General features: G+C 34.1%; 28 protein-coding genes. 17 read left to right on the top strand and 11 right to left on the bottom strand.

The annotated features are described in order from the left end of the window. The first annotated feature begins 53 nt into the window (after positions 1-53). The 8 genes from FLP_RS19415 (at position 54) to FLP_RS19380 (ending at position 7,610) form a co-directional block, all read left to right on the top strand. A complete protein-coding gene (locus FLP_RS19415; protein WP_243397557.1) occupies positions 54-554 on the top strand; it encodes a tetratricopeptide repeat protein in 501 nt (166 codons plus the stop codon). Positions 555-689: 135 nt separating this feature from the next. Then, positions 690-1,652, top strand: a complete 963-nt coding sequence (locus FLP_RS19410) for an ion channel (protein WP_065451129.1) — start codon at positions 690-692, stop codon at positions 1,650-1,652. A 71-nt stretch (positions 1,653-1,723) separates the two neighbouring features. Next, positions 1,724-2,623, top strand: a complete 900-nt coding sequence (locus FLP_RS19405; protein WP_065451128.1) for a MerR family transcriptional regulator — start codon at positions 1,724-1,726, stop codon at positions 2,621-2,623. 38 nt (positions 2,624-2,661) lie between these two features. Then, entirely contained in the window at positions 2,662-4,128 is a 1,467-nt protein-coding gene (locus FLP_RS19400; protein WP_065451127.1) for a phytoene desaturase family protein, read from the top strand. Between the two features lie 3 nt (positions 4,129-4,131). Beyond that, the gene (locus FLP_RS19395; RefSeq protein ID WP_065451126.1) at positions 4,132-4,971 is read left to right on the top strand and encodes a phytoene/squalene synthase family protein; all 840 of its coding nucleotides are present in this window, start codon (positions 4,132-4,134) and stop codon (positions 4,969-4,971) included. Positions 4,972-5,100: 129 nt separating this feature from the next. After that, positions 5,101-5,541: a sterol desaturase family protein gene (locus FLP_RS19390; RefSeq protein WP_065451125.1), complete on the top strand. Its 441-nt coding sequence runs from the start codon at positions 5,101-5,103 to the stop codon at positions 5,539-5,541. A 189-nt stretch (positions 5,542-5,730) separates the two neighbouring features. Further along, positions 5,731-6,213, top strand: coding sequence for an SRPBCC family protein (locus FLP_RS19385; RefSeq protein ID WP_065451124.1), 483 nt, complete (start codon positions 5,731-5,733; stop codon positions 6,211-6,213). 101 nt (positions 6,214-6,314) lie between these two features. Beyond that, a complete protein-coding gene (locus FLP_RS19380) occupies positions 6,315-7,610 on the top strand; it encodes a cryptochrome/photolyase family protein (protein ID WP_065449319.1) in 1,296 nt (431 codons plus the stop codon). Positions 7,611-8,087: 477 nt separating this feature from the next. Here the strand turns inward: FLP_RS19380 and FLP_RS19375 are convergent, their stop codons facing one another. From FLP_RS19375 to FLP_RS19360, 4 genes are read right to left on the bottom strand one after another with little or no spacing between them, the layout of a single operon-like run. After that, complete coding sequence (locus FLP_RS19375) at positions 8,088-9,506, bottom strand: SDR family oxidoreductase (protein ID WP_065451123.1); 1,419 nt, start codon at positions 9,504-9,506, stop codon at positions 8,088-8,090. A 5-nt stretch (positions 9,507-9,511) separates the two neighbouring features. Continuing rightward, positions 9,512-10,195, bottom strand: a complete 684-nt coding sequence (locus tag FLP_RS19370; protein WP_065451122.1) for an SDR family NAD(P)-dependent oxidoreductase — start codon at positions 10,193-10,195, stop codon at positions 9,512-9,514. Positions 10,196-10,237: 42 nt separating this feature from the next. Next, positions 10,238-11,542, bottom strand: coding sequence for an ABC1 kinase family protein (locus tag FLP_RS19365; protein WP_065451121.1), 1,305 nt, complete (start codon positions 11,540-11,542; stop codon positions 10,238-10,240). Further along, a complete protein-coding gene (locus FLP_RS19360; protein ID WP_065451120.1) occupies positions 11,539-12,201 on the bottom strand; it encodes a TetR family transcriptional regulator C-terminal domain-containing protein in 663 nt (220 codons plus the stop codon). The genes FLP_RS19365 and FLP_RS19360 overlap by 4 nt, the downstream gene beginning before the upstream one ends. A 98-nt stretch (positions 12,202-12,299) precedes the next feature. On the opposite strand from FLP_RS19360, the gene FLP_RS19355 reads away from it, so the two are divergent. Beyond that, positions 12,300-13,211, top strand: coding sequence for a TIGR01777 family oxidoreductase (locus FLP_RS19355; RefSeq protein WP_065451119.1), 912 nt, complete (start codon positions 12,300-12,302; stop codon positions 13,209-13,211). A gap of 3 nt (positions 13,212-13,214) precedes the next feature. On the opposite strand, the gene FLP_RS19350 is transcribed toward FLP_RS19355, so the two are convergent. The 4 genes from FLP_RS19350 to FLP_RS19335 all read right to left on the bottom strand — a co-directional run bounded on the left by FLP_RS19350 (position 13,215) and on the right by FLP_RS19335 (position 16,751). Further along, the gene (locus FLP_RS19350) at positions 13,215-13,784 is read right to left on the bottom strand and encodes a YceI family protein (protein ID WP_065451118.1); all 570 of its coding nucleotides are present in this window, start codon (positions 13,782-13,784) and stop codon (positions 13,215-13,217) included. Positions 13,785-14,368: 584 nt separating this feature from the next. Beyond that, positions 14,369-14,764: a VOC family protein gene (locus tag FLP_RS19345; RefSeq protein WP_065451117.1), complete on the bottom strand. Its 396-nt coding sequence runs from the start codon at positions 14,762-14,764 to the stop codon at positions 14,369-14,371. A 30-nt stretch (positions 14,765-14,794) separates the two neighbouring features. Then, positions 14,795-15,343 (bottom strand): acyl-CoA thioesterase, encoded by a 549-nt coding sequence (locus tag FLP_RS19340; RefSeq protein WP_065451116.1) that lies wholly within the window; start codon positions 15,341-15,343, stop codon positions 14,795-14,797. Positions 15,344-15,377: 34 nt separating this feature from the next. Next, positions 15,378-16,751 (bottom strand): DNA recombination protein RmuC, encoded by a 1,374-nt coding sequence (locus FLP_RS19335; protein ID WP_065451206.1) that lies wholly within the window; start codon positions 16,749-16,751, stop codon positions 15,378-15,380. A gap of 199 nt (positions 16,752-16,950) precedes the next feature. On the opposite strand from FLP_RS19335, the gene FLP_RS19330 reads away from it, so the two are divergent. From FLP_RS19330 to FLP_RS19310, 5 genes are read left to right on the top strand one after another with little or no spacing between them, the layout of a single operon-like run. Next, positions 16,951-17,835: a protease complex subunit PrcB family protein gene (locus tag FLP_RS19330; protein ID WP_065451115.1), complete on the top strand. Its 885-nt coding sequence runs from the start codon at positions 16,951-16,953 to the stop codon at positions 17,833-17,835. A 6-nt stretch (positions 17,836-17,841) separates the two neighbouring features. Then, complete coding sequence (locus FLP_RS19325) at positions 17,842-18,243, top strand: hypothetical protein (protein ID WP_065451114.1); 402 nt, start codon at positions 17,842-17,844, stop codon at positions 18,241-18,243. Between the two features lie 51 nt (positions 18,244-18,294). Beyond that, positions 18,295-18,846, top strand: a complete 552-nt coding sequence (locus FLP_RS19320) for an RNA polymerase sigma factor (RefSeq protein WP_065451113.1) — start codon at positions 18,295-18,297, stop codon at positions 18,844-18,846. Continuing rightward, on the top strand, positions 18,843-20,711 hold the full coding sequence (locus FLP_RS19315) for a hypothetical protein (protein WP_065451112.1): 1,869 nt from the start codon (positions 18,843-18,845) through the stop codon (positions 20,709-20,711). The genes FLP_RS19320 and FLP_RS19315 overlap by 4 nt, the downstream gene beginning before the upstream one ends. A 53-nt stretch (positions 20,712-20,764) precedes the next feature. Beyond that, positions 20,765-21,286, top strand: a complete 522-nt coding sequence (locus FLP_RS19310; RefSeq protein WP_065451111.1) for a MepB family protein — start codon at positions 20,765-20,767, stop codon at positions 21,284-21,286. 64 nt (positions 21,287-21,350) lie between these two features. Here FLP_RS19310 and FLP_RS19305 read toward each other — a convergent pair whose 3' ends face one another. Next, entirely contained in the window at positions 21,351-22,103 is a 753-nt protein-coding gene (locus tag FLP_RS19305) for an SDR family NAD(P)-dependent oxidoreductase (RefSeq protein WP_065451110.1), read from the bottom strand. 164 nt (positions 22,104-22,267) lie between these two features. After that, positions 22,268-22,636, bottom strand: a complete 369-nt coding sequence (locus FLP_RS19300; RefSeq protein ID WP_065451109.1) for a hypothetical protein — start codon at positions 22,634-22,636, stop codon at positions 22,268-22,270. Positions 22,637-22,778: 142 nt separating this feature from the next. Between FLP_RS19300 and FLP_RS19295 the strand changes: the two genes are divergently transcribed. The 3 genes from FLP_RS19295 to FLP_RS19285 all read left to right on the top strand — a co-directional run bounded on the left by FLP_RS19295 (position 22,779) and on the right by FLP_RS19285 (position 24,357). Beyond that, positions 22,779-23,357, top strand: a complete 579-nt coding sequence (locus tag FLP_RS19295; RefSeq protein ID WP_065451108.1) for a pseudouridine synthase — start codon at positions 22,779-22,781, stop codon at positions 23,355-23,357. Positions 23,358-23,420: 63 nt separating this feature from the next. Beyond that, positions 23,421-23,876, top strand: a complete 456-nt coding sequence (locus FLP_RS19290; protein ID WP_065451107.1) for a tRNA (cytidine(34)-2'-O)-methyltransferase — start codon at positions 23,421-23,423, stop codon at positions 23,874-23,876. Positions 23,877-23,985: 109 nt separating this feature from the next. Then, positions 23,986-24,357 (top strand): hypothetical protein, encoded by a 372-nt coding sequence (locus FLP_RS19285; protein WP_123936744.1) that lies wholly within the window; start codon positions 23,986-23,988, stop codon positions 24,355-24,357. A gap of 249 nt (positions 24,358-24,606) precedes the next feature. Here the strand turns inward: FLP_RS19285 and FLP_RS19280 are convergent, their stop codons facing one another. Then, positions 24,607-25,383: an ABC transporter ATP-binding protein gene (locus FLP_RS19280; RefSeq protein WP_065451105.1), complete on the bottom strand. Its 777-nt coding sequence runs from the start codon at positions 25,381-25,383 to the stop codon at positions 24,607-24,609. Between the last annotated feature and the right edge of the window lie 113 nt (positions 25,384-25,496).

The raw sequence follows: 25,496 nt of genomic DNA, 5'->3' as shown, positions 1-25,496 counted from the left end.
AAATTCGTTTCCAAAAATTAATTAACCTACTAACCTAAATCCCAAATTGGTTTATGAAACACTTTTTAATCGTGTCATTTATTATGATCACTTGCTCTGCGTGGGCACAATCCGCAACGGCCTATTTTGATAAAGCCATGAAAAAAGCCGAAGCCGGCAACACAAAAGGCGCAATTGCTGATTACACAAAAGCCATCAGCATGAATTCTAAGTTCGTCGAAGCTTATCAAAATCGTGGTGTAGCAAAATTTAAACTCAACGATCTAAAAGGCGCACAGGCAGATTTTAGTAAAACAATCGAACTGGACACCATGAACGCAGATGCTTTTACCGGCAGAGCCAATGTAAATTACAAATTAAACAACTTTAAAGAAACCGTAGATGATTGTACCTCATCACTTGGTTTAAACCCAAAAGATTATATTGCTTACAACTTAAGAGCATTGGCTTATAATAAAATGGGCGATAAAAAAAATGCGTGCAAGGATTTTACAAAAGCAATCGAATTAGGCAGTCAGAGTGCCATAAAAAACAGAGCTACTTTTTGTAAATAAAACAGCATCAAACGCATTCAATACTAAAGCAATCTGTAAAATTGATATTTACAGATTGCTTTTTTTATTCAAAAAAAACGGACCTAATTTCATCTCAAAGTTATCCTTACATTTGCCCTTTAAACCCAACTTTTAATGGCACTTTTAAAAAAGATAAATCACAAAGCACAAACCGATAAAAACTCCGGTTTTGGAGCCAATGCAAACAGCTACGGAGGAAGATTTGTAAACAAGGACGGGACTCCCAATATCGAAAAAAGGGGCATGCATTTTTTTCGCCGCATTAGTTGGTACCATACCATGATCGACATGCCCAACTGGAAATTCATGTCGATTTTGTTTATTTTTTATATTGTGCTCAATTTTATTTTTGCCATTATTTACTACGCCATTGGTATCGAACATCTGGACGGAATCGAACAATCTCAAAGTGTTTTAACCCAATTTGGCCAAGCCTATTTTTTCAGTGCGCAAACTTTTACCACGGTAGGTTACGGACACATTAGCCCAACAGGTTTTTTAACCAGTGCATTATCAGCAGCCGAAGCTTTAATAGGTTTATTAAGTTTTGCCATTGCAACAGGTTTATTTTTTGGAAGATTCAGTAAACCAACAGCTTTTTTAAAATTTGCAGATAATGCCCTAATAACACCTTATGGCGAAAGCAAAGGATTAATGATACGACTTGTACCTTTTAAAAATACCAATTTTACAGATGCAACAGCAAAAGTAACACTGGGAATGAGCTTGGAAGAAAATGGCGTACAAACCAATAAATTCTACAACCTGAATCTTGAATTAGACAAAATCAATGCACTATCATTGAGCTGGACTTTGGTACACCCCATTACAGAAGACAGTCCGTTATATAATTTTACCGAAGATGATTTCAAAAAAGTCCACGGCGAAATATTAGTATTCATTACAACATTCGATAATATGTATAGCAATACAGTTGCTGCCAGAACATCGTATACTTTTAATGAAATTGTTTACGGAGCCAAATTCGAAACCATGTACAACAGAAGTAAAAACAACTCTAAAACAATCCTGCACTTAGACAAATTAAACCATTATAAATTAGTAGACCTTTCGTAATCTATCATTTTAGCGAAGTTTTAAATCTTTTTTCAGATTTTATTCTATTTTTGTTCACCAAATAGCCAGTAATGATAAACAATATTAAGACTGTTTTCAGCATAAAAGACCTCGAAAACTTATCAGGAATAAAAGCACACACCATTCGTATCTGGGAGAAGAGATACAACATCCTGGAGCCAATGCGAACTGACACCAACATTAGACTCTATAACCTACAAAATCTACAGAAGCTTTTAAACATTACTTTATTACACGAATACGGATATAAAATCTCTAAAATTGCCACCTATCCCGAAGAAAAAATCCCGCAATTGGTTCGCGAAATTATTTCGAAGAAAAATTCTCAGAATTACGCCATAACTTCATTCAAGATGGCGATGATGAATTTTGATCAGGAAATATTCTTCAATACTTTCGATTGGCTGATCTCTGAAAAATCATTCAAAGAAGTTTTCAAAGATCATTTTCTTCCTTTATTGAAAGAGCTGGGACTATTATGGCAATCAGAAACCATAACTCCTGCAAATGAACATTTCATGAGTCATTTGATCAAACAAAAAATATTAATCTATACCGAAAGTCTTCAAATATTAAAACCAAGTAAAACCAATAGAATTTTTGTGCTTTCCTTACCGCTAAACGAAATTCACCAAATAGGTTTGTTGTACCTGCAATATGAAATTTTATCCCATGGCTACAAAACGATTTATTTGGGCGAAAGTATGCCAATTGAAAACCTTCAGGATTTAACCAAACATTTTGAGAATATTACATTTATATCCTTCATGACAGTGCAGCCGGATCGCAGTGTTATCAATCAATATGTAAAATCTATGGGACAAAAATTACTTCAAAAAAACAACGAAATTTGGCTTATGGGTAATATGGTCGAAAACATTGACCAGGGACTTCTACCGGAAAGAATACGAATTTTTAATTCTATGGAAGAAACAATTAGTATGCTATAATCTATTTTGTTTAAAGTTTTTGTACATTTGTTAAACAAATGAAAAAAACAATAGCAATAATAGGATCAGGCTTCTCTGCTTTAGCCGCTTCATGTTACCTGGCACAACAAGGGAACAAGGTGACTATATATGAAAAAAATGAATCTATTGGCGGCAGGGCAAGACAGTTTAAAAAAGAAGGTTTCACCTTTGACATGGGACCAAGCTGGTACTGGATGCCAGATGTTTTTGAACGTTTTTTTAATGATTTCAACAAACAAACAACTGATTATTACGAGCTTATCAAACTAAATCCAGCTTACAGGGTTTATTTTGGAGTAGATGATTTTATTAGCATTTATGATAATCTCGAAGAAATAAAAACCACTTTTGAAAGCATAGAAAAAGGAAGCGGTCACGAACTTGAAATTTTCATCAAACAAGCCAAAAGCAATTATGATATTGCAATTAAGGATTTGGTATATCGTCCGGGAGTTTCTCCTCTGGAATTAATTACCGTGGAAACCACTTTAAAACTCAATCAGTTTTTTAGCACCGTAAGTAACGATATCCGTAAGAAATTTAAAAACCAAAGACTGATTCAGATTTTGGAGTTTCCCGTTTTATTTCTGGGTGCAAAACCTACCAAAACACCATCATTCTATAATTTTATGAATTATGCTGATTTTGGCTTAGGAACCTGGCACCCAAAAACCGGAATGTTCGACGTTGTTCGCGGTATCGAAAAACTGGCTTTGGAACTTGGAGTTACAATAGAAACCGATGCTGCTATCGAAAAAATAGTAGTCGAGAATAAAACTGCAACAGGAATTGTCATTAATGGAAAAAGCGTAAAAGCAGATATCATTTTAAGCGGAGCAGATTATCATCATACCGAAACTTTATTAGATATCGAACACCGCGCCTATTCTGAAAAATATTGGGAAAGCCGCGTTTTTGCTCCATCATCACTTTTATTTTTTGTTGGTTTTGACAAGAAAATAGAAAACATTTCGCATCACGCTTTATTTTTTGATGTCGATTTTAATCAGCATGCAGCAGATATTTACGATGAGCCAAAATGGCCTGACGCCCCTTTGTTTTATGCCAACTTTCCGTCAAAAACAGATCACACTGCAGCTCCGGAAGGCAAAGAAAGCGGTTTCTTCCTTATTCCTTTAGCTCCAGGAATACATGACAGTGAAGCACTTAGAGAAGAATACTTCGAAAAAATCATTACACGTTTTGAGCAGCTTACACAACAAAAAATTAAAAATAACATTATCTTTAAGAGATCATTTTGTAAGAATGACTTTGCAACCGATTATAACGCTTACAAAGGAAATGCTTACGGAATGGCCAATACCTTATTGCAAACGGCTTTTTTACGACCAAAACTAAAAAGTAAAAAAGTTCGTAATTTATATTTTACAGGACAATTAACAGTTCCTGGCCCAGGTGTTCCGCCTGCTTTAATTTCAGGAAAACTAGTAGCCGAGTTAATTCAAAAATCTTTTAGATCTTAAAAAATGAAATCACTATTCGACACCGTTTCTTTCAAATGTAGCAAATTGGTCACCCAAAACTACAGTACATCCTTTTCGTTAGCGGTAAAAATGCTTTCACCAAGCATTCGTGAAGCGATTTACAGCATTTACGGATTCGTTCGTTTTGCTGACGAAATTGTCGATTCATTTCATGAGTACGACAAAGAAAATCTTATTAATGATTTCGAAAAAGAATATTACAAAGCCGTTGAGTTTGGCATTAGCTTAAACCCTATTCTCAACTCTTTTCAGCATACCGTAAAGGAATACAATATTACCGACGATCTTGTGCAGGCTTTCCTTAAAAGCATGAAACTAGACCTCATCAAATCCACCTACAACTCTCAAACTGAGTATGAAGATTATATTTACGGATCTGCAGATGTTGTGGGTTTAATGTGTCTTAAGGTTTTTGTAAAAGGAAATGAACAAAAATACGAGCAGCTAAAAAACGAAGCCATGAGTTTGGGATCGGCATTTCAGAAAGTTAATTTCTTGCGGGATCTTAAAGATGATAATTTGGTTTTAAACCGAAACTACTTTCCCGGAGTCGATTTAAATTCTTTTGATGAAAATGCCAAAATCACGATCATCAACGAAATCGAAGAAGATTTCAGAATTGCTTATCAGGGAATTGTAAAATTGCCTATCGAAGCACAATTTGGGGTTTATACCGCTTATATCTATTACAAAAAGTTACTAAAAAAACTAAAAAACACACCGTATTACGAAATTGGAAGTTCCAGAATCAGAGTTTCTAATTATACAAAAGCCGGGCTTTTAGCACAATCTTTTGTAACTTACAAGTTGAAACTGGTTTAGATTCACAGCTTGTATGTCATTGCGAGGAACAAAGCAACCACATTTGCTAAATCAAACTTTACATCTATAATAGTGAGATTCCTCGTTACTCGACCAGAGCAATAAGTTTAATAACTCAAAACATAAAAAATGATTTCTTTTTTAATCTTTTTAGGCGTTTTTCTCTTCATGGAATGTGTTACTTGGTTCACGCACAAGTACATCATGCACGGACTTATGTGGTATTTTCACGAAGATCATCATCAACCCAAATACGAAGATACTTTTGAGCGCAACGATATTTTCTTTGTCATTTTCGCCATTCCCAGTATTGTTCTTTTCTATTTTGGCGTTCAGGGCGGATTCAATTATTTATTTTTCATCGCTTGCGGCGTCACCACTTACGGAGCTTGCTATTTCTTAATTCACGATGTTTTAATTCATCAGCGTTTTAAATGGTTCAAAAACACCAAAAATAAATACTTAATTGGCCTCCGAAAAGCGCATAAAATACATCACAAACATTTAGGAAAAGAACACGGAGAATGTTTCGGGATGTTATTCGTGCCCTTTAAATATTATAAAATGTAAACCTTTCGTAAAAAAAAATTAACACATAGAAACATAGATTTTTTCTTTTTAAAGAAGATTAAAATAAATAATACATTATTTACACATAGCTATGTGCATTTAGATAAGTGAAACGTCTTTTTTGATCATTCGAAATTTATGTTTCTATGTGTTAAAAAATAACCAACGAGTAAAAAGTAAATCGATTTTATGAAAGTATATAAACTAGAAACTGTACAACACTTAAACGCCAGTATCGAAAAATGTTGGGACTTTTTCTCGAGTCCACAAAACCTGCAAGAGATAACACCTGACGATATGAGTTTCGTAATTGAGGATTTTGATGGCAAACGAATGTATCCCGGACAAGTGATTACCTATACTTTAAAACCACTTTTGGGCATCAAAATAAATTGGATGACCATCATAACAATTTCATCAGAAAACCAATATTTTGTAGACGAGCAGCGTTTTGGGCCTTATGCATTATGGCATCACAAACACTTTTTTGAAAAAACTGAAACCGGCACAAAAATGACTGATGTTGTACATTATGCTCTACCATTTGGTTTCTTAGGCCAACTCGCCAATAAGATAATGGTAAAAAATAAACTGAAATCTATTTTTGAATATCGCCACAAAAAAATTGAAGAACTATTCAATTCAAATAATTTTATTCCACAGATTCCATAGATGAAAAAATCGCCACGAATTCACGAATTATAATATTAAATTCAATTGATTGGTTAAAAAAATTCTTGAATTCGTAGCAAACAAAAATAGCGTTACTTATAATGACAAAACAAAAAGTTACTTTTTTCTGGTTTCGACGTGATTTGCGTCTTGATGATAATATCGGGTTATTCAATGCCCTGCAATCTGATTTTCCGGTAATTCCGTTATTTATTTTTGACGACGATATCTTAGAAAATCTTCCTGAAAATGATGCGAGAGTCAGTTTCATCTACGATTCACTTGAAGCAATAAACGAACAACTTCAACTAATTGATTCATCAGTCTTAATAAAAAAAGGAAAAACTTTTGAGGTTTGGAAATCACTTGTTTCCGAATTTGACATTCATCAAGTATTCTTTAATAAAGATTACGAACCATACGCTATTACACGTGATTTATCAATTCAGGAATTATTAAGAAAAAATGACATTGAATCTTTTTCATTCAAAGATCATGTGATTTTTGAAGAAAAAGAAATCACCAAAGCTGATGGACTTCCTTATACCATTTATACGCCTTATAAAAATAAATGGCTGGAGAAATACCATCTTTCAGGACAAGCTTTTGAATACGATACAAAACCTTTGTTTATAAATTTTGCTAAGAACAATTTTAACTTTCCTGAATTATCCAAAATTGGTTTTGAAAGAAGCAGTATAAAAGTATTGCCCCACAACTTAACGCAAATAGGCAATTATAAAGAAACGAGAGATTTTCCAGCATTAGACAGTACATCTTATCTTTCTCCACATTTACGTTTTGGAACTGTTAGTATTCGAAAATTAGTGAATTGGGCCAACAAGAAAAACCAGACTTTTTTAAGCGAATTAATCTGGAGAGAATTCTTTATCCAGATTCTGTTCAATTTCCCAAATTGCGTGAATCACAATTTCAAGTCGGCTTATGATGGCATTCAATGGCGCAATAACGAAGACGATTTTAAGCGCTGGTGTTCCGGAACTACGGGTTACCCAATGGTCGATGCAGGAATGCGTCAGCTTAACGAAACCGGTTATATGCACAATCGTGTTCGTATGGTTGTCGCCAGTTTCTTATGCAAACATTTACTTATTAACTGGCAATGGGGCGAAGCTTATTTTGCCGAGAAATTACTGGATTTCGAATTGGCATCAAACGTAGGCAACTGGCAATGGGCAGCAGGAACAGGTTGCGATGCAGCACCATACTTCAGGGTTTTTAATCCGGAAATTCAACTAAAGAAATTCGACGAAAAAGGAATCTACATTCGTAAATGGATTCCTGAATTTGATTTAGGATATAATGAACCAATGGTGGATCATGCTTTTGCGAGAGATCGTGCAATTGCGACATATAAGGCGGGGATAATTAAATAAAATTCCAAATTTTTTACACGAAGCTTCGGGACCAAATCCCAAACATCTGATGCTTTAAAACTTGAGTAGGCAAGTACAAAATTGCCTGATATTTAGACCGACAGAATATAAAGACAATTCAAGTCCCAGAGGGACGATATATTTATAGAAAAGATACACATCATCATGTTAAAGCTCCAGCGGAGCGACATATAATTGCCGTAAAGATTATAAAATATACCACCCCGCTGGGGTTCTCTTCAAAAAAAAAAATAATTTTCTATAAATATATCGTCCCTCTGGGACTTACAACGATCATTTTTGATATAACGAAAATTAGATTTCAAGAAGAATGAGGGAAGACAAGATTGCGGTTATGACATTAATAGATGAAACTTCTAATAAAAACTGCATCCCTAGCCCTGATAGAAGCGGTATCCTTTTGTGGCGGGGTTCACCACAAAAGATATAGCTGATAGCAGGAAACAGCTCCTAAAACTACTTAATCAATTTATTAAGCATTCCGTTGAAAATAAAACCATGAAACGGTAAAACAGAATACCAATATAGTTTTCCTAAAATACCTTTGGGTTTAAAGGTTGCAGCCTGATATAAAGTATTGTGTATGATTTTGAATTCGAGCCAGGCTTCCCCGGGCAATTTCATTTCGGCATATAAGATCAATTTTCCTTCTTGTTTATTGGCGTATAAAACGCGCCAAAAATCTAAAGCATCACCGGAATGAATGTCGTGTTTATTGGTTCGCCCACGGCGCAAACCTACGCCACCAAAAAGCTTATCGATAAAGCCTCGTAAACTCCAGAGCCAATCGCCATAATACCAACCTGTCTCGCCTCCTATTGACCAGATTCTATCTATGGTATAATCGCGATTTTCGATTTCTTTTTTTCTCCGATCGATGTAGCAATCTTTTTTAGGCACTTTTAGATGTGCTGAGATATTGCGATTAAAACGTCCGCTTACCAAGGAATCTTTCCAGCTTGAAGCCACTTTATCTTCTTCAACTTTGATTAAAGCTCTCGAAAGCGCTTGTTTATACGTCATGGGCTTCACTTGCAAAAGCTCATTAATACGATGATCGTTGCAAACAACCTCGACTTTCATACTGCTTACCAAAGCCGATGCCAGTTTATATGACGTTGAGGTAACAAAATACAGCCAATATGACGACAATTTGGGTGTCATTACGGGAATAGTAAAAATGTACCGTTTGAGATTTTTTGCTTCGGCGAAAGCCAATAGCATTTCTTTGTAGGTGAGTATATCCGGACCTCCAATATCAAAACTCTGATTATAAGTGACTGGATTTAACAGTGATTTTGAAAGAAACTCTAACACATCGTTTATCGCAATGGGCTGGCATTTTGTATTAAGCCATTTGGGTGTAATCATCACCGGAAGTTTGTTGACCAAATCGCGGATAATTTCGAAAGAAGCACTCCCCGATCCTACAATAATTCCGGCTCTTAAAGTGGTTAACGGTACTATTGATTTCGCTAAAATACTTTCGACATTTTTGCGGGACGACAAATGTTTAGAAAGTGACTTGTCATTTACAATTCCGCTTAAGTACAGGATTTGTTGTGCCTGAGTCTGATTTATTCTTTCGGTAAAATTAGTTGCCGAAATACTTTCTAACTCATCATAATTGGTATCAGAACCTGACATGGAATGAATAAGGTAAAAAGCAGCATCAATATCGGCTGGGATTGCTTGCAGCGTTTCTTTTTCAAGAAAATCGACTTCAATGACCTGTACTTTTTGCAGAAAATCTGCGGGTATGTAAAATCTGTTTCTATCTCTTACACAACAAATAACCTGATGTCCTTGCGCCAATAAAAGCGGCAAAAGACGTTTGCCAATGTAACCTGTTGCACCTGTCAGGAGAATTTTCATAGTGTCTAGATTTTAAAAGTCACTAATCCATAATCCATTTCGAAAATTTGACCTGAAATAGAATTTGCTTTTTCAGAAATCAGGAAATCAACCATATTAGCAACTTCGTCAGGTTTTAAATAACTTTTCATAGGATGGCGATCGACCATGTTTTCTTTCATGCGATCGTTTCGCAAGATCGAAGCCGAAAGTGAAGTATCCGTAATAGTAGGCGCAATGGCATTGACACGAACTACAGAAGCTAATTCGGCCCCAAGTGATTTTGTCAAGCCTTCGACACCTGCTTTTGCAGTTGCAATACTGGCGTGAAAAGGCATTCCTAATTTTACGGCTACGGTACTGAATAAAACGATCGAAGGTTCATCTCCTTTTTTTAAAACAGGCAAATATTTCTGAATAACTTTTACAGCGCCAATGACATTTATTTCGAAATCTTTTCTAAAATCATCAACACTTAAATTCGAGATAGGCTTTAGCGTAATAGAACCCGGACAATAAACTAAAGAATCTATTTCGTCTATATCAGGAAGTTCATCCTGCAATACATCTAAACCAAAATGAGTAAGATTAGGATGCGTAAGTTCCGGCGCGCTCCTGCTGATATTATATACTCGATTGCTTTCGAGCTGTTGCAATAAAACAGCACTTCCGATTCCTTTACTTCCTCCGATAATTAGAATGTTTCTCATTTATTAAAGTTTAATTTATTATCCGAGTGCTTTTTTTAACTCCTAATATTTCAAATAATTACTAACCACAATCTTCGCTTTCAAATCAAACATTAAATTGTACAAGCCAAAAAAAGTACGGTTCATATAAATGAAATGCTTAGAGCCGCGATTTCCGTTCATTTTCTTGAGATTGGTATCGTTAGAGAAGCGTTCTCCTAATTTGGCAATGCTGTCAAAGAAAGTTTCATCGGCAAAATCGAAGGTTTCGTTCTGGAACGGTTTCGTGAAAAGAGATAATAAATCATGAAACATCTCGGTAAAATATTCAATTTCTGCCGGAGTATCATCCGGACGAAGAATTTCTAATTCGAACAATTTTTGATTGAAAAGCGCTTTATCAGTAATTACATTTTTATTGATTAACTCAAAGTAAGGCACATAAAATTCTTCGGGAATTGTTTTCATACAACCAAAATCAAGTGCAATCAAACGGTTCTGATCATCGACCAAAAAGTTTCCGGGATGCGGATCTGCGTGTACTTTTCTAAGAACATGAATTTGGTACATATAAAAGTCCCAAAGTGCCTGCCCAAGTTTATCGCCAACTTCTTTGTCTGTATTGATAGCAGTAAACTCAGAAAGGTGAATTCCTGTCATCCAGTCCATAGTGATGATTTTCTCTGATGAAAACTCAGGATAATATCTCGGGAAAAGTAAATTCTCGATTTTATTACACGCTTCTACCACTTCTTCGCTTTGTTTTAATTCGAGTAAGTAATTGGTTTCTTCGATCAGTTTATCTTCGACTTCTTTAAAATATTTATCAGAATCTTTTCCTTGTAGATTAAACATTCTGATTGCGATGGGTTTTACCAAAGCCAAATCTGACGAAATACTATTGGCAACACCTGGATATTGGATTTTAACGGCTAACTTTTTTCCGTCTTTCACCGCCAAATGTACCTGACCAATACTTGCTGCGTTGACAGAATTGGCATTGAATTCATCGAAAATTTCGTAAGGTGTTTTTCCAAAATTAGTTTTAAAGGTTTTTAAAACCAATGGCGCCGAAAGCGGCGGAACAGAAAACTGTGACAATGAAAACTTCTCGACATAAGCCTGAGGCAAAAAGTTCTTGTCCATGCTTAGCATTTGGGCTACTTTTAGCGCGCTTCCTTTCAGGCTTTTAAGTCCGTCGTAAATGTCTTCGGCGTTGTTTTCGTTGAGTTTATCGCGTGTCAAATCTGGATTCACCATTTTTTCGGCATAATGCTTTACATAGTTTACACCTATTTTCGCACCGGTTTGCACCAATTTACTGGCTCTTTCTATTTTTGATGTTGGTATATAATCGATTGTTTTCATTGTTTGCTGTAGATTTTTTCTTTAAAAAGAAATTTACCTAAATCTATCAAGTGATTTAGTGGTGTGACATTCATTAACTCAAATGAAGCATTTACTGATTTTTCGATAAAAATATCTGTTTTCTCAAAAGCTGCTGATTCATCATCGACCCAGAATTTTATGGTAAGCATTAATTGCAACCAGGCCGATTCCTGAATTCCTTTTTCCTGAAACTTTTGCAACTTTTCCTGTTCTAATCTGTAATCGTCGGTTAGGATTTCTGAAACATATTCTTTAAAACTATTGCGAAGCGTAGTAAGCTGCACTAAGTTTTTTAACGGATTTCGGTCGAATTTTAAAGATTGTAAAACATAACTTCTGTTGGCTGTCAGGATTTCAAAAAAAGTGAAATAGAAACTCAGCATTTTGTTTTTCATATCGTATTCCAGATAATCTGCATTTTTATGAAGCAAATCGACTGTATTGGCAAAAAACAATCTGAAAATTTCTTTTTCTAAACCTTCAAGTGTACCAAAAAAAGCGTAAAACTCGGCTTCGGTAAAATTATTTTCTTTTGCGAAATGATAAACCGATTTTGGCTTTTGTCCTTTTTCCAAAACCTCTTCCATATATATTGAAACGATGTCTTCCTTACTGATTATCTTATTTTTAGCTTCCATCTTATTAATTTTTTTAATTTACCTTAAAGGTAATCAATGTTTAAGTATCTTTACTTATCGTTAAACAGAATACGCTGTTAAATAAATTATAAACTATTATGGCAAAAAATATTTTACTTACCGGAGGAACTGGATTTATAGGCAAACACTTAACCGATTTACTTATTGATAATGGTTTCGAAGTCTCTATTTTAAGCCGCTCTGACAGAAAAAATACTTCATCGATCACCTATTACAAATGGGATTTGACGCGCAATTATATTGATGAAGAAGCGATAACAAAAGCTGATTACATTATTCATTTGTCAGGAGAAGGAATTGTTGAAAAAAGATGGACTAAAAAACGTAAAAAAGAAATTCTGGAAAGCCGCACACAACCCATTGATCTTATTTTTTCTGTTTTAGAAAAAACAAATAAAAAGCCGGATGCATTTGTTTCTGCCTCCGCGGTCGGAATTTATGGCGCTTATACTAAAGAAAATATCTGTACCGAAAATACTACGCCGGCAAATGACTTTTTAGGCATCACTTGCCAGGAATGGGAAAAAGCGGTCGATAAAATAAATGCATTAAACATTAGAACCGTAAAAATAAGAACCGGAATTGTATTGGGAAAAGACGAAGGTTTTCTAAAAAAAATTGTTCCAAGTTTTAAGTCAGGTTTTGGTGCCATTTTAGGCACAGGAAAACAATACGTTCCCTGGATTCACATTGAGGATTTATGCAATATTTACCTAAAAGCTATTACAGACCAGCAAATGCATGGCCCTTATAATTCCTGCGTTACAGACAATACCACAAATGCGAGTTTATCTAAAACACTGGCCAATTTATTTGGATACAAAATCTGGCTTCCAAAAGCACCTGCATTTGTCCTTAAAATAGTTTTAGGTGAAATGAGTGTGGCGGTTTTAGAAGGTCAAAGAGTTTCATCTGAAAAAATAAAAAAAATGGGATTTGATTTTCAATTTACTGATTTAGAAACTGCGCTTGCAAGCTGTCTGAATTAAATTTCATTTTAAAGTAAGATACATTGAATCATTGGTTTTAACTACTCCAATTAATCCGGTGTTGGCTGTTTTTGAAATTTTAGCTGCTATTTCATTTGGAATCTGGATATTAAAATCAGAAACAGAAATTGGAAAATCAGAAATAATCTGAATTCCGTCACCCACTTTTTTAATTAAAGCGCTTACCATAACATCTTTCGATTTTCCTCGCAAAACCAATTTCCCTTTTATTTGATATTCTTTCTCCGTTTCATTGATATCCTTTAAATCAAATTTTTCGATTTTTCCTTTAAAAACAGCTTTAGGATAACGACGGCTTTGCATATAGTTTTCGTTAAAATGTTCCTGCATCATGTCGAGCTTAAAACGAAAATCTTTCACAATCACTGTACAAATAAATGTACTGGTTTTAGGTTCCAAGACAATGGCAACCTGTCTGTTTACAGCTTTTACTTCTTCGAAGAAAGGTACAGAAGCTTCAAAATTAACAGTTCCTGTATTGGTAAAAAATTTATCCTGAGCAATAACAGAATAAGCTGTAAATAGCAAAATAAAAAAAGTAGTTTTTTTCATAATCGTCAATAATTAAACAATTATGTCATTCGATTTTTTTTATTTTAAGAAGAGAAAAAAACTGGACTTAATATAAATTTTTAAAAATTGAATGGCAGTACTCCGTGAAAACGTGATAACCAAATGTTTATACTTAAAGTTACGAAATTTTCACGGACACGGTTGCCGATTTTTGCCAAATGTTTGTGAAATGTTTTTTGGTTGTAAAAAGTGAAATGGGATTGGTGAAAATGATTTTTTACTTGTCGAATATTGTCCCTACTTGCAATGTCATTAAGTTAAGCTTTTTCAACGCAATCTTGTCAGGCTGAGCGAAATTGAAGCCCATAAGTAACGTGACAAAGAAAATTTTACCGCAAAGTTCGCCAAGTTTTGTGAATTACGCTTTGCTATAAGATCACAAAGGGATTGTGTTTAACGCATAATTTAATGACATTGCCCTACGCGACATAATTGGTGGTCTACAATTTTATTCTACCAATATAATCTCTATGAGATATTCCTTTAGGAATTAAATATTGGTAGAAAAATAAAATAAGGAACGTAAAAGATGTCCCGTAGGGACTACACACAATAAAAAATGTCTACCCCTGCACTTCTGTACAAATCTCAATTAAAAAACCATCAAGATCCCTGACATACGCTACAATTTGTCCCCACGGTTTTTGCGTTGGCTCTTTTATTAAAACTGCGCCAAAAGAAGTTGCTTTTTGTACCAACTCGCCAACATTATCAGTAATAAAACCCAACTCAATTGCAAAAGGTTTATCTTCAAGATTACTTTCAATAAAACCATCTTTTAAATTTTGAGCCGCTAATTTTTTTGATGCAAATGAAATCGTTGTTTCACCTGTACTTAATTCTCCGTAATCATTTTCGGGAGTTATGAATTTTCTTGAAAAACCAAATGTGTTTTCATAAAACTCAATTGACTTTTGTACATCTTCTACATATAATATTGTGTATCCAAACTTTACCATTTTTGTTTCTTTTTAATTTTATAAACTATTCTAGCTAATTTCTAACAATACATTGTATTTCGCTAAACCTGCGAGATCTTCGATAGAACTTACATTGGTTATTTTTTCATGTTCTTCGACCTCTTTTCGAAGTTCAATATGTTTAATTGCTTTTCTAAAACGACGAACTTCGTCAAGATTCGACAAGATTAATCCCGGTACCGGAACACTTTTACCTTCTTTATCTTTAGCTACCATTGTAAAATAAGAGGAGTTGCAATGTTTGATTGCACCTGTCTGAATATTTTCAGCTTCTACACGAATACCCACAACCATCGAACTTCGACCTACATAATTTACAGAAGCTTTCATCGTTACTAATTCGCCAACCTCGATTGGTTTTAAAAAATTTACCGTATCAACAGAAGCCGTTACGCAATAATTTCCTGAAAATTTTGAGGCAGAAGCAAACGCAATCTGATCGAGTAATTGCAGAATGTAACCTCCGTGGATTTTTCCGCTAAAGTTCGTGTGCGATGGCAGCATTAATTCTGAAATACTGATTTTTGATGAGGATACCGGCTTAAAGTCTGTTGTCATATTTTGATTTTTGGATATAGTTGATAGTGGTATTTTAGTTCAATAATGAATTATCATCTTCATTAGAGGCTCTTGCAATAATATTTTCGGGCAGCGACTTCTTAGCCTTTGCTCCCATTTTCTTTAATTTTTCGACACTGGAAATTAAATTTCCTCTGCCATCAACCAATTTGCTCATTGCATTTTCGTATTCGGTTTTGGTGTCTTTAATTTTATTTCCAATTCTAACCAAATCGGTTACAAAACCTTCGAATTTATCATATAATGCACCAGCTTGTCTGGCAATTTCAAAAGCATTTTCTTGTTGTTTTTGATTGGCCCACATACTGTCGATGGTTCTTAAAGTAGCCAATAAAGTACTTGGGGTAACTATTACGATATTACGATCGAATGCTTTATTGTAAAGTGCCGAATCTTCGTTTAATGCAATGGCAAAAGCGGGCTCTATGGGGATAAAAAGCAAAACAAAATCAGGACTTTCTATTTGATATAAATCATGGTAGTTTTTGTTGCCAAGTTGTTCTACGTGTCTTCTTATAGAATTTACGTGTTCTTTGAGATAATCAATTTTAAGAATTTCAGATTCTTCGTTGATCCATTTTTCATAGGCTACTAAAGAAACTTTAGAGTCAACAATCATTTTTTTACCATCCGGCAGATTGATCACCACATCCGGAAAAACGCGATTTCCTTCGTTATTAGTAAAACTTTGTTGCACCTCGTATTCACGGCCTTTTTCTAAACCTGATTTTTCTAAAACACGTTCCAGAACCAGTTCGCCCCAATTTCCCTGCATCTTACTATCTCCTTTTAAGGCTTTTGTCAGGTTTAGGGTTTCTTTGCTCATTTGAGCGTTCATTTCGCTTAAACCTACAATCTGTTGGCGCAACGCTGCATGATAATCGATGCTTTCTTTATGGGTTTGTTCTACTTTTTGCTCGAAACCCTGAATTTTATCCTGCAAAGGCAACAGGATATTTTTCATGTTTTCGCTATTTTGCTCGGTAAATTTTGCCGATTTTTCTTCGAGGATTTTATTGGCCAGATTTTCAAATTCTTTAGTGAATTTTTCCTGTAACTCTGTTATTTCGTTTTTTTGCTCTTTATGACGTTCCCACAAATTTTCGAAATCTACTTCTTTTTTAGATAACTGAATTGCTAAACTGTCTTTTTCTGTTCGAATGTTTTCCTTTTCTACAGCAGCCAGCTGAACCTGTTTTTCAAAATTATTTCTTTCCCTTTCAAATTGCTCTCTTTGCAATTGCAATTGATTTACATGAGAATTTAATCGCTCTTCGAGACTCACTTTTTCTGACTGAAACCTAGCCGAAAACAGCAGCTTACCCAAAAACACGCCTAAAAACAAAGCCACAACAAAAGCTACTAAATAGGGAAGAAAATCGAACATAAATAAATTTGTTTTAAAAAAAGTAAAAGTAATCAATAATACGAAGTGCATAATTTTAAAATCGAAATTTCACATATTAATGCTCTTTCTGAATAAAAAAAATCTTAAAAATTATTCTTCTTAAAAAAAACTTATTTTTTAACGCAACCATTTCAAAACATGCACATCTACAGTATATATAACCTATTAAAAATTTATCATGAAAAAATTAATGTTAAGCTTATTTATAGCTTTTGGATTCAGCGCATGCTCTCTTAATAATGACGATATAAAAACTGATTGCGGACCAACAGAAGAATCAGCATTTATAGGAACTCCTCTTTTATGTGCATACAATGTAAAAACCTACCCAACTGTTCCTACTTATATATTAGTAAATACAGATGAAAAATTACAAGGTTTCTTTACTAAGCGTGATAACGCCAGCGCTTGTCCAAACGCAGGTGATCTAACTATCGATTTTACTAAAAACTATTTGGTTGGTCTTTTCTCCGGTCTTAAAACTACCACAGGTTATAGTATAAAAATAACAAGCATGGTAGAAAACAAATGCGAAATTCTGATAAACTATTATGAAAAAGCACCGCAACCGGGAGAGCCTATCACTTCGACAGTAAACTACCCTAGCGATTTCATCTTAATCCCAAAAACATTAAAACCAATTCTTTTTAATAAAACAAATGAGAACCCTGACAACATTGTAATAGGAAGCTATTTCAATCAATGTACAGGTGGAACTGATTGCAGAAAATTTTATCAGTTAAATGATTTTAATATTTTAAAATTCCAAAATGTTGCTGCTAATGGTTTTGATTTTAATCAGTACAAATACACTACAACAACTAAAAAAGGTGATTATACTTTGTTCCTGAAAAGTGTACCTGCAGAAATTTTAAGTTTAAAAGGACAAACCAAAACTTATGGTTCGCCAGATGCAGCTGATCAGGGTGGTACTTATTTTGAGCTTCGTCAGGCAGGAATTGTAACTAAAATCTTTATTGACAATAACGATACGAGCGATCAGAGTGCTGAAATAAAAGTGTTCAAAAAAGCCATTCAGGATAAAATTGCAGCTCAAAAATAATCAATCATGAAAAAGCAATTTTTATTATTTATTGTTGTGTGTTGTCTTTTTTCGACTGCGTATTCACTGGAATCAACTACCCTGAATTCGGGATCTATTGTAAATACATGGATCTGGCAAAAATCGATTGGAGGAGGCAGCAATCCATACCTGGCTACTCCTAAAACTATCGGTTTTACAAAGAAGGTTGTTTTTACTCCTGAAGGAAGAGTGATCACTTACAAAAACAATATAGAAATTAGAAATAGTGCTTATCAAATGGAGAAAGGCAGTAGCTTTTTTGACCAGTCAGAAAATGACTTAATTACTTTTGAAGGGAAGACTTATATTATAGAAAGTCTTGACAATCAAAATTTAACGATTGTCAGCAATAACCAGGATGCAACCCGTACTATTTTTAAAAGGTAGTTTTATAAGCTTATAAAAACTATTTTTGCAAAACCAAACAATACCACTTTTTTGAAAGACGATTTAGAAAAATACATTCTACTGTGCATAAAAAATGACAGAGAGGGACAACTGAAAATTTATCAGTTGTTCTCTCCTGTTTTATATGGTATTTGCCTAAAGTACATGAAGAATGAGGATGATGCAAAAGATGTTTTTCAGGAAGCTTTTGTGATTGTATTTCAAAAAATAAGCCAGTATAAATTTGAAGGAAGTTTTGAGGGCTGGCTAAAACGAATCTTTATCAACAAACTAATCGAAACCTTAAATAAAAAGAAAAAAGAAAGCTTTTTTTTAGATGTTTTTGATCCTGATACGGATTTTGTTGAAGAAGAAGAATTGGACATTCTCCCCATTGAACAAGAAAAACTATTAGAATACATCCGGGATTTGCCTGACCAATACCGAACGGTTTTTAACTTATACGTTTTTGAGAAAATGAAACATCGGGAAATTGCAGCATTATTAAAAATTTCGGAAGGAACTTCAAAATCAAATTTAAACAGGGCCAAGCACATTTTGCAAAAAAAAATACTGAGCATAAAAAATTTTAAAATAGCATGAAAAAGCAAAATATAGAAGATATTTTTTCATCAATGGAAAACTTTTCGAGTGTTCCGCCGCCTGAATTATGGGGCGAAATTGAGAAGAAATTAGACAAACCAAAAAAGAAGAAAAGGGTTATTCTTTGGTGGTCGGCTGCGGCATGCTTATTATTGGGCTTGCTACTCCCTTCTGTTTTACATTTTAGTTCTACTTCAGGAATTAAAACTATAAAAATTGATACTCCGCAAAACAATAGTGTTGTTCATGATGATCACAAAAATGATGGCAATACTACAAATGCTACACGATCTACTGAAAACAAATCAGAAGAAGTTGTAAGTAAAAAAGAATCTGATGGTATTAATGAAGTTTCATCTCTAAAAAACAAGGCCAATCAACCTAAACATTTTCAAAAAAATCAAAATCAAAAAACAGCAGTTGCTCATACCGAATCTAAAAACAACAATAATGATGCTTTTAATTCAAAAACAAATACCGGAAAGCTTAATAATAATCAGGCTGTAGCCGAAAAAACATTTGTATCCGATCAGAAAAACGGATTTAACTCAGATTCGCAACACCAAATTGCCAATGCTGATAAAAACATTTCAAATCCGTCAACAGAAAAAACTATTGTTTCAGGTAAAGCGGGTTCATTCAATCCAAATTCGAAAATTCAATCTTTAACAGATAAGAAAATTTCGAACAAAACCTTGGCTGAAAAAAGTTTCGCTGCAGGTAAAACAAACGGATTTAATTCAGCATCTAAAAATCAGATTGTAAGTGCAGATAAAAAAGCCAGCAATAAAATTTTAGCCGAAAAAACATTTTCTGCGGGTAAAGTCAATCCGTTTCATCCAAACTCAAAAAATCAATTATCGAAATCTATCTTTGAAGATCAATACACTTCAAAAAACAATAACAATGTTGCTTTCAATTCTTCCACTTTAAATGAAAATCAAAAAGTTTTAAATGAAGTTAAAGCAAATGAAAAAACCAGAAGTGTAATAGCTGAAAAACAACTTGCGGACAATCAAAAAAGCAATTCAAAATTTAATGATGTTTTGACCAGAAAGGATTCTGCTCAGTTAGCAGAACTTCAAAACTTAGAAAAAGGAATTGTAACTCCGGAAGAGAAAAAAGAAAAGGAAAACAAAAATCTTACTAATGCAGAAAAATGGGCTGTTGAAGTTTTTGCAGGAGTGGCCAGTTCTGAAAATTATAAGAACGAAAAAACGCTTGGTAACACAAATGATTCCAGACAAAGTAACAGTTACGGAGTAAAAACCAAATACAAAATCAATAAGAAATGGGCGGTTGCTTCCGGATTAAAAATTAACGAATTAGGACAGAGTGTTGCAAACGTTTCGTATTTAAGCGCAAAAAACAATGCTTTTTTTAGTTCTAACGACTATTTTAATCAAACTGCTTCGGCGGCTTTATCTGCTCCTATTACAGCCAATGATAATTATGTATTTGTTCCTAATTCGACCAGTGACGCATTCAAACAAAATAATATAGAAAACAACAATCTTAAAAATGGTAATCTGGATCAAAATTTACGATATCTCGAAATGCCTTTAGAAGTTTCGTATGTTGTTTTTAGTATGAACAGAGCAAGTATCAATTTAAACACCGGTGGTTTTGTTGGAAAACTGATTTCTAATAATGTAGCATTAGACGGCAATTCGATTGGACAAAATGTAAATGCTAATGATTACATTTATGGTTCTACATTAAGCAGTACGCTGCAATACCGTGTTTACAAAAAAACGAATGTTTTTGTTGAACCTGCAATGAATTATTATGTAAATCCTTTAAATAATCAATCCTTTAATCAGTTTCAATGGGGATTTAATTTTGGGTTAAATGTTTCTTTTTAAAGTTCTTTTTGTGGTAATTTTACCCAAATAACGCAATAGAAATATCTCCCAAAATGGCCATCAAAAATAATTGGAACGATCAAAAATCATTACCTAAAGATTTAATCATTGCCAAAGAAAGAGTTTATGATTGTTGTAATTTTGAAGTTACTCAGCCTCACGCAGCACTTGAAAGTGCCGATTATGATGCATACCATTTTGATTTGAACGGAAAGCACATTTGTTACAGAACGGCCAAAATAACGCCAACAAAAACAGGTCAGTTTGTAACTTTATGGAAACGCAATACAACTGGAATTATTGAACCTTTTACTTTTTTGGACCGTATTGATTTTGTAATTATTAGTGTTCGAAAGAACGAATCGTATGGGCAATTTATTTTCCCAAAAAGCATTTTGCTTGAGAAAGGGATCTTTTCTACAGCAAGTAAAGAAGGCAAAAGAGCTACAAGAGTTTATCCGCCCTGGGATGAAACCACTAGCAAACAAGCACAAAAAACACAACAATGGCAATTGGATTATTTTCATGAAATAATTCCCAGCACAAATTTGGATAGGTTTAAAGCACTGTTTTAAATAGAAAAAGGCATCTCGTCATAAAAAGGGATGCCTTTTTTATATTAAACCAAAAAATCACATTTTAGATTGCGGTATATCCGCCATCAGCAATAATGTAACTTCCGGTTGTGAAAGAAGATTTTTCTGAACTTAGAAATAATACCAATTCTGCAATTTCTTCGGCAGTTCCTAAACGGTTCATCGGTGCTTTTGCTGCTATAGAACTCATGGCATCGTTGTTTAAATTATCTTTTAGCAAAGCAGTTTCGATATAACCAGGTCCAACTGCATTACAACGAATATTTTTTTGTGCATACTCTGCTGCAATATTTTTAGTTAGTCCTACAACGCCATGTTTTGATGCTGTATAGGCAGGACTAAGCGGTGCTGCAACCTGACCGTGAATAGATGCTATGTTGACAATACTTCCTCCCCCATTTTTTTCCATTTGCTCCAATTGATAACGACACGCATAAAAAACACCGCTCAAATTCAGCGCAATTACTTTATCCCATGCTTCCGGTTCGTATTCGCCGGTTGGTTTTGCCGGACCTCCCATTCCTGCATTGTTACACGAAATGTCTAGTCGGCCGTATTTAGAAACGGTTACTTCAACCATGTGTTTATTATCGCTTGCGCTTGATGAATCTCCTTTTACAAAAAAAGCTTCACCACCTTGATCCTTTATAAATTTTACGGTTTCTTCACCGTGTTCTACGTTAATATCTGAAAGTACTACCTTTGCTCCTTCACGGGCATAAGCTTCTGCTACTGCGCGACCAATTCCTGAACCGCCACCGGATACAAAAGCTACTTTGTTTTCTAAAAGTGCCATTTTTAATTTTATTTAAAATTTGTACTACAATTTACGTAGATCTACAGGGAAGACCAATCTCAAAACCAAGTTTAGAATAACATTAACGCCAATTGCCAATCAAATGTTATTTTAGAAAAAAAGGATTTAATTCAGCAAAATATTTACTATTTTAAAGATAGCACTTACTCCTCATCTAATTTCATGTTCCCACGATCTTCATGACTTTCAGGATTAGAATTAGGATAACGATTAGGTGTAATATCAGAATTTCTGTCTTTATTCTCTACCGTTTTTTTGGCCTCTTCATCTGATGACACTCCTCTATTGGCATTAGCACCTTTAGCTTTTCCATCATCCTTTACGTTAATATCTTCGTTCTCATTTCGCGCTCTGTCAACCACTTTTTTATCACCATCTTTATCGGCAACTACCTCTTTTTTAAGTTTTGCATCATCTGATTTTCCATCGTGAGAAATGTTTTTTCCTTTAGTTTCATCGATATCTTTTTGTACTCCATTTATCTTTTTCGTTCCTAAATTATTAGTTTCCATAATTTTGTATTTTAGTGTTAGTCTTATAATATTACGAATTCTATAGCGGATTTCTAAACCCTTTAACATTGCATTTGGATTATTGCATCAATATTTTAATTCCATCTCAAACAAAACTATCTTTGCAGTCTAAAAATACGGCATGCATCAACATTTTATTCTTTTTAAACCTTACGGCTATCTGAGTCAATTTATTTATGAATTAAAAAGAAAGAAAAAGCTTTTGGGAGAATTATACGATTTCCCCGAAGGAACTATGGCTATTGGCAGGCTTGACGAAGATTCTGAAGGATTGCTTTTATTGACGACTGACGGAAAAGTGAGCGAACAAATACGAAGCAAAAAAGTCGATAAAGAATATTATGTTCAGGTTGACGGTGTTATTACTCCGGAAGCGATTGAGGAATTGCAAAAAGGTGTAGAAATAGGTTTTGATGGCGGCAAATACAAAACGAAACCCTGTTCTGCTTTTATCGTTACTGAAATTCCTGATTTTGGACCAAGGGCGAAAAAAATACGGGACGAACGTCATGGACCAACTTCTTGGGCATCGATAACAGTAAACGAAGGAAAATTTCGTCAGGTTCGAAAAATGACAGCTGCTGTTGGTTTTCCGACTTTACGATTGGTTCGTGTTCGTATAGGAAATGTATATTTGCAAAACCTGAAAGCCGGTGAAGTTTTAGAAGTTCCGGATTTTTTTACATTAGATAATGAGTGAATTTGAAAATTAGATAATTCTTAAAACTCATAACTTATAATTCATAACTCATAACTAAAAAAAATGCTAAACGTTGTTCTTGTAGAACCTGAAATACCAAATAATACTGGAAATATTGGACGATTGTGTGTGGGTACCGAAAGTAGATTGCACTTAATTCATCCGTTTGGATTTGTAATTAATGATAAAAACCTAAAACGTTCCGGTTTGGATTATTGGGTACATCTTGATGTTACCGAATATCAGAATATTGAAGAATGGATCAATCAAATTCCTGATCAGTCACGTGTTTTTCTGATGAGTTCTCACGCCGAAAAATCGTATTTGGAAACTGATTTTCAGGATGGAGACTGGCTGGTTTTTGGAAAAGAAAGTGTTGGATTAAGCCAGGAAGTTTTAGCTCGTTTTGAGAACCATTTAACGATCCCAATGTCGAAATTAATCAGAAGTTTTAATATTGCGAATTCTGTTGCTTTTGTAATTGGTGAAGCTAAGAGACAAATTGGGATCAAACTTTAAAATGAGACCTTTAGTAGACGCAAATAATCTAAGCTACTCTAAGGAAATCTTAATTTACTACACAAGAACAAATATTCTTTTGAGGATTTTGCTTTTAATAGGACTTGTTGTGGCTGCAATATATTTTCTAAATCAAGACCAATCTCTAGTTTCACTTGTTCTATCAGGTATTTTTCTATTTCAAATTCCTTATTTAATTAAAGAAATAAAGAGAATTGATGAAATTCAATTTAGAATTAATTCTAAAGGAATTCAGTATAGAAATTTAATTCTGGTTCCCTGGAGTAATACTGAAAACGAAAGAGTTGTTACTGAATATAAAAACGAAAAAGATACCCGTTATTATTTCGTTTATTATATTATTGATTCAGGACAGATAATGAAGTTTGATCTTGCCGATTTAAGCACTGATATCAATGAATTAACAATTACGTTTACCATACAAAGAAATAGATATAAGAGAGAAAATAATATCTCATAATCCCCCTTTTCAAAATAGAGTGAAGTTTTAAATTAATTTAAAATTTTGGTCAAAAGCTCCAGCGGAGCGTAATATTTATAGCTAGAGTACTGACCCTCAACCAAAACTCCAGCGGAGCGATATATATTCTTCTTTATTATAAATATTTCACCCATCTGGGGTTCTGCCTAAAATGTGATAACTTTTTCTATAAATATAACGCCACGCTGGGACTTATAAATAATGCGATCTTTTAACTTATGAAGAATCCTAAGTAATTACAAACTTCCCTTTTTCGGCATCAAAAACAATATGTTCATCTTTGAATAAAGTTGCAAAACTTCCTTTTGAAATTAAATTACAAGGTTCGTCCTGAACAATTAATTCCGGCGTCATGATAATCATTTCGTCGCTTAACTGAATTGCCAGATCGATATCGTGAGTCGAAAACAAAATACATTTTTGAGTTTCCTGAGTTAGCTTTTTCAACAATTTAAACAACGAAACTTTGTGCAGTAAATCAAGATGTGTTGTTGGTTCGTCCAGAATAATAAGCGGTGTATCTTGCGCCAAAGCTCTTGCAATTAGAACTTTTTGCAATTGTCCGTCGCTAATTTCAAAATGTTTTTTTTGAGCCAAATGTTCGATTTGTGTCAGTTCTAATGCTTCCTGAACTTTCTCGATATCGGTTTGGGTTAAAGTGCCAATCCAGTTGGTGTATGGCTGACGGCCTAATGCCACTAATTCGAAAACAGAAAGATTGCTTGGCGGTAATTTTTCGGTTAATACCAAACTTAGATTCTGTGCTAAATCCAAAGGTTTGTAGCTATTTATATTTTTATCATTCAGAAAAACATTTCCTGATAGTGGGTCCTGAATTCCTGTAATCGTTCGTAATAAAGTCGATTTCCCAATTCCGTTTGCTCCTATTAATGAAATGAGTTTTCCTGAAGTTAAATTCAAATTTAGATTCTCGGCAATAACCACAGTTGCTTTCTTGGACTTATAGCCAATGCTTAAATTTGAAGTTTCTAAAATAGTCGTCATCTTTTAAAGTTACTAAGGTTCTGAGAGGCTAAGTTGCTAAGTTTTTTTTGCCACAGATTAAATGATTAAAATGATTTTAAAATCTGTGAAAATCAGTTTTATCCGTCGAATCC

This window comes from Flavobacterium piscis (assembly GCF_001686925.1).
GTDB lineage: Bacteria > Bacteroidota > Bacteroidia > Flavobacteriales > Flavobacteriaceae > Flavobacterium > Flavobacterium piscis.
Note: the sequence above shows the minus strand (reverse complement) of the source record. Positions and strands in the feature narration are given on the sequence as shown.

Coding starts and splice junctions, on each gene's coding strand:
- FLP_RS19415 (WP_243397557.1), top strand. CDS start 54: ATGAAACACTTTTTAATCGTGTCATTTATTATGATCACTTGCTCTGCG.
- FLP_RS19410 (WP_065451129.1), top strand. CDS start 690: ATGGCACTTTTAAAAAAGATAAATCACAAAGCACAAACCGATAAAAAC.
- FLP_RS19405 (WP_065451128.1), top strand. CDS start 1,724: ATGATAAACAATATTAAGACTGTTTTCAGCATAAAAGACCTCGAAAAC.
- FLP_RS19400 (WP_065451127.1), top strand. CDS start 2,662: ATGAAAAAAACAATAGCAATAATAGGATCAGGCTTCTCTGCTTTAGCC.
- FLP_RS19395 (WP_065451126.1), top strand. CDS start 4,132: ATGAAATCACTATTCGACACCGTTTCTTTCAAATGTAGCAAATTGGTC.
- FLP_RS19390 (WP_065451125.1), top strand. CDS start 5,101: ATGATTTCTTTTTTAATCTTTTTAGGCGTTTTTCTCTTCATGGAATGT.
- FLP_RS19385 (WP_065451124.1), top strand. CDS start 5,731: ATGAAAGTATATAAACTAGAAACTGTACAACACTTAAACGCCAGTATC.
- FLP_RS19380 (WP_065449319.1), top strand. CDS start 6,315: ATGACAAAACAAAAAGTTACTTTTTTCTGGTTTCGACGTGATTTGCGT.
- FLP_RS19375 (WP_065451123.1), bottom strand. CDS start 9,506: ATGAAAATTCTCCTGACAGGTGCAACAGGTTACATTGGCAAACGTCTT.
- FLP_RS19370 (WP_065451122.1), bottom strand. CDS start 10,195: ATGAGAAACATTCTAATTATCGGAGGAAGTAAAGGAATCGGAAGTGCT.
- FLP_RS19365 (WP_065451121.1), bottom strand. CDS start 11,542: ATGAAAACAATCGATTATATACCAACATCAAAAATAGAAAGAGCCAGT.
- FLP_RS19360 (WP_065451120.1), bottom strand. CDS start 12,201: ATGGAAGCTAAAAATAAGATAATCAGTAAGGAAGACATCGTTTCAATA.
- FLP_RS19355 (WP_065451119.1), top strand. CDS start 12,300: ATGGCAAAAAATATTTTACTTACCGGAGGAACTGGATTTATAGGCAAA.
- FLP_RS19350 (WP_065451118.1), bottom strand. CDS start 13,784: ATGAAAAAAACTACTTTTTTTATTTTGCTATTTACAGCTTATTCTGTT.
- FLP_RS19345 (WP_065451117.1), bottom strand. CDS start 14,764: ATGGTAAAGTTTGGATACACAATATTATATGTAGAAGATGTACAAAAG.
- FLP_RS19340 (WP_065451116.1), bottom strand. CDS start 15,343: ATGACAACAGACTTTAAGCCGGTATCCTCATCAAAAATCAGTATTTCA.
- FLP_RS19335 (WP_065451206.1), bottom strand. CDS start 16,751: ATGTTCGATTTTCTTCCCTATTTAGTAGCTTTTGTTGTGGCTTTGTTT.
- FLP_RS19330 (WP_065451115.1), top strand. CDS start 16,951: ATGAAAAAATTAATGTTAAGCTTATTTATAGCTTTTGGATTCAGCGCA.
- FLP_RS19325 (WP_065451114.1), top strand. CDS start 17,842: ATGAAAAAGCAATTTTTATTATTTATTGTTGTGTGTTGTCTTTTTTCG.
- FLP_RS19315 (WP_065451112.1), top strand. CDS start 18,843: ATGAAAAAGCAAAATATAGAAGATATTTTTTCATCAATGGAAAACTTT.
- FLP_RS19310 (WP_065451111.1), top strand. CDS start 20,765: ATGGCCATCAAAAATAATTGGAACGATCAAAAATCATTACCTAAAGAT.
- FLP_RS19305 (WP_065451110.1), bottom strand. CDS start 22,103: ATGGCACTTTTAGAAAACAAAGTAGCTTTTGTATCCGGTGGCGGTTCA.
- FLP_RS19300 (WP_065451109.1), bottom strand. CDS start 22,636: ATGGAAACTAATAATTTAGGAACGAAAAAGATAAATGGAGTACAAAAA.
- FLP_RS19295 (WP_065451108.1), top strand. CDS start 22,779: ATGCATCAACATTTTATTCTTTTTAAACCTTACGGCTATCTGAGTCAA.
- FLP_RS19290 (WP_065451107.1), top strand. CDS start 23,421: ATGCTAAACGTTGTTCTTGTAGAACCTGAAATACCAAATAATACTGGA.
- FLP_RS19280 (WP_065451105.1), bottom strand. CDS start 25,383: ATGACGACTATTTTAGAAACTTCAAATTTAAGCATTGGCTATAAGTCC.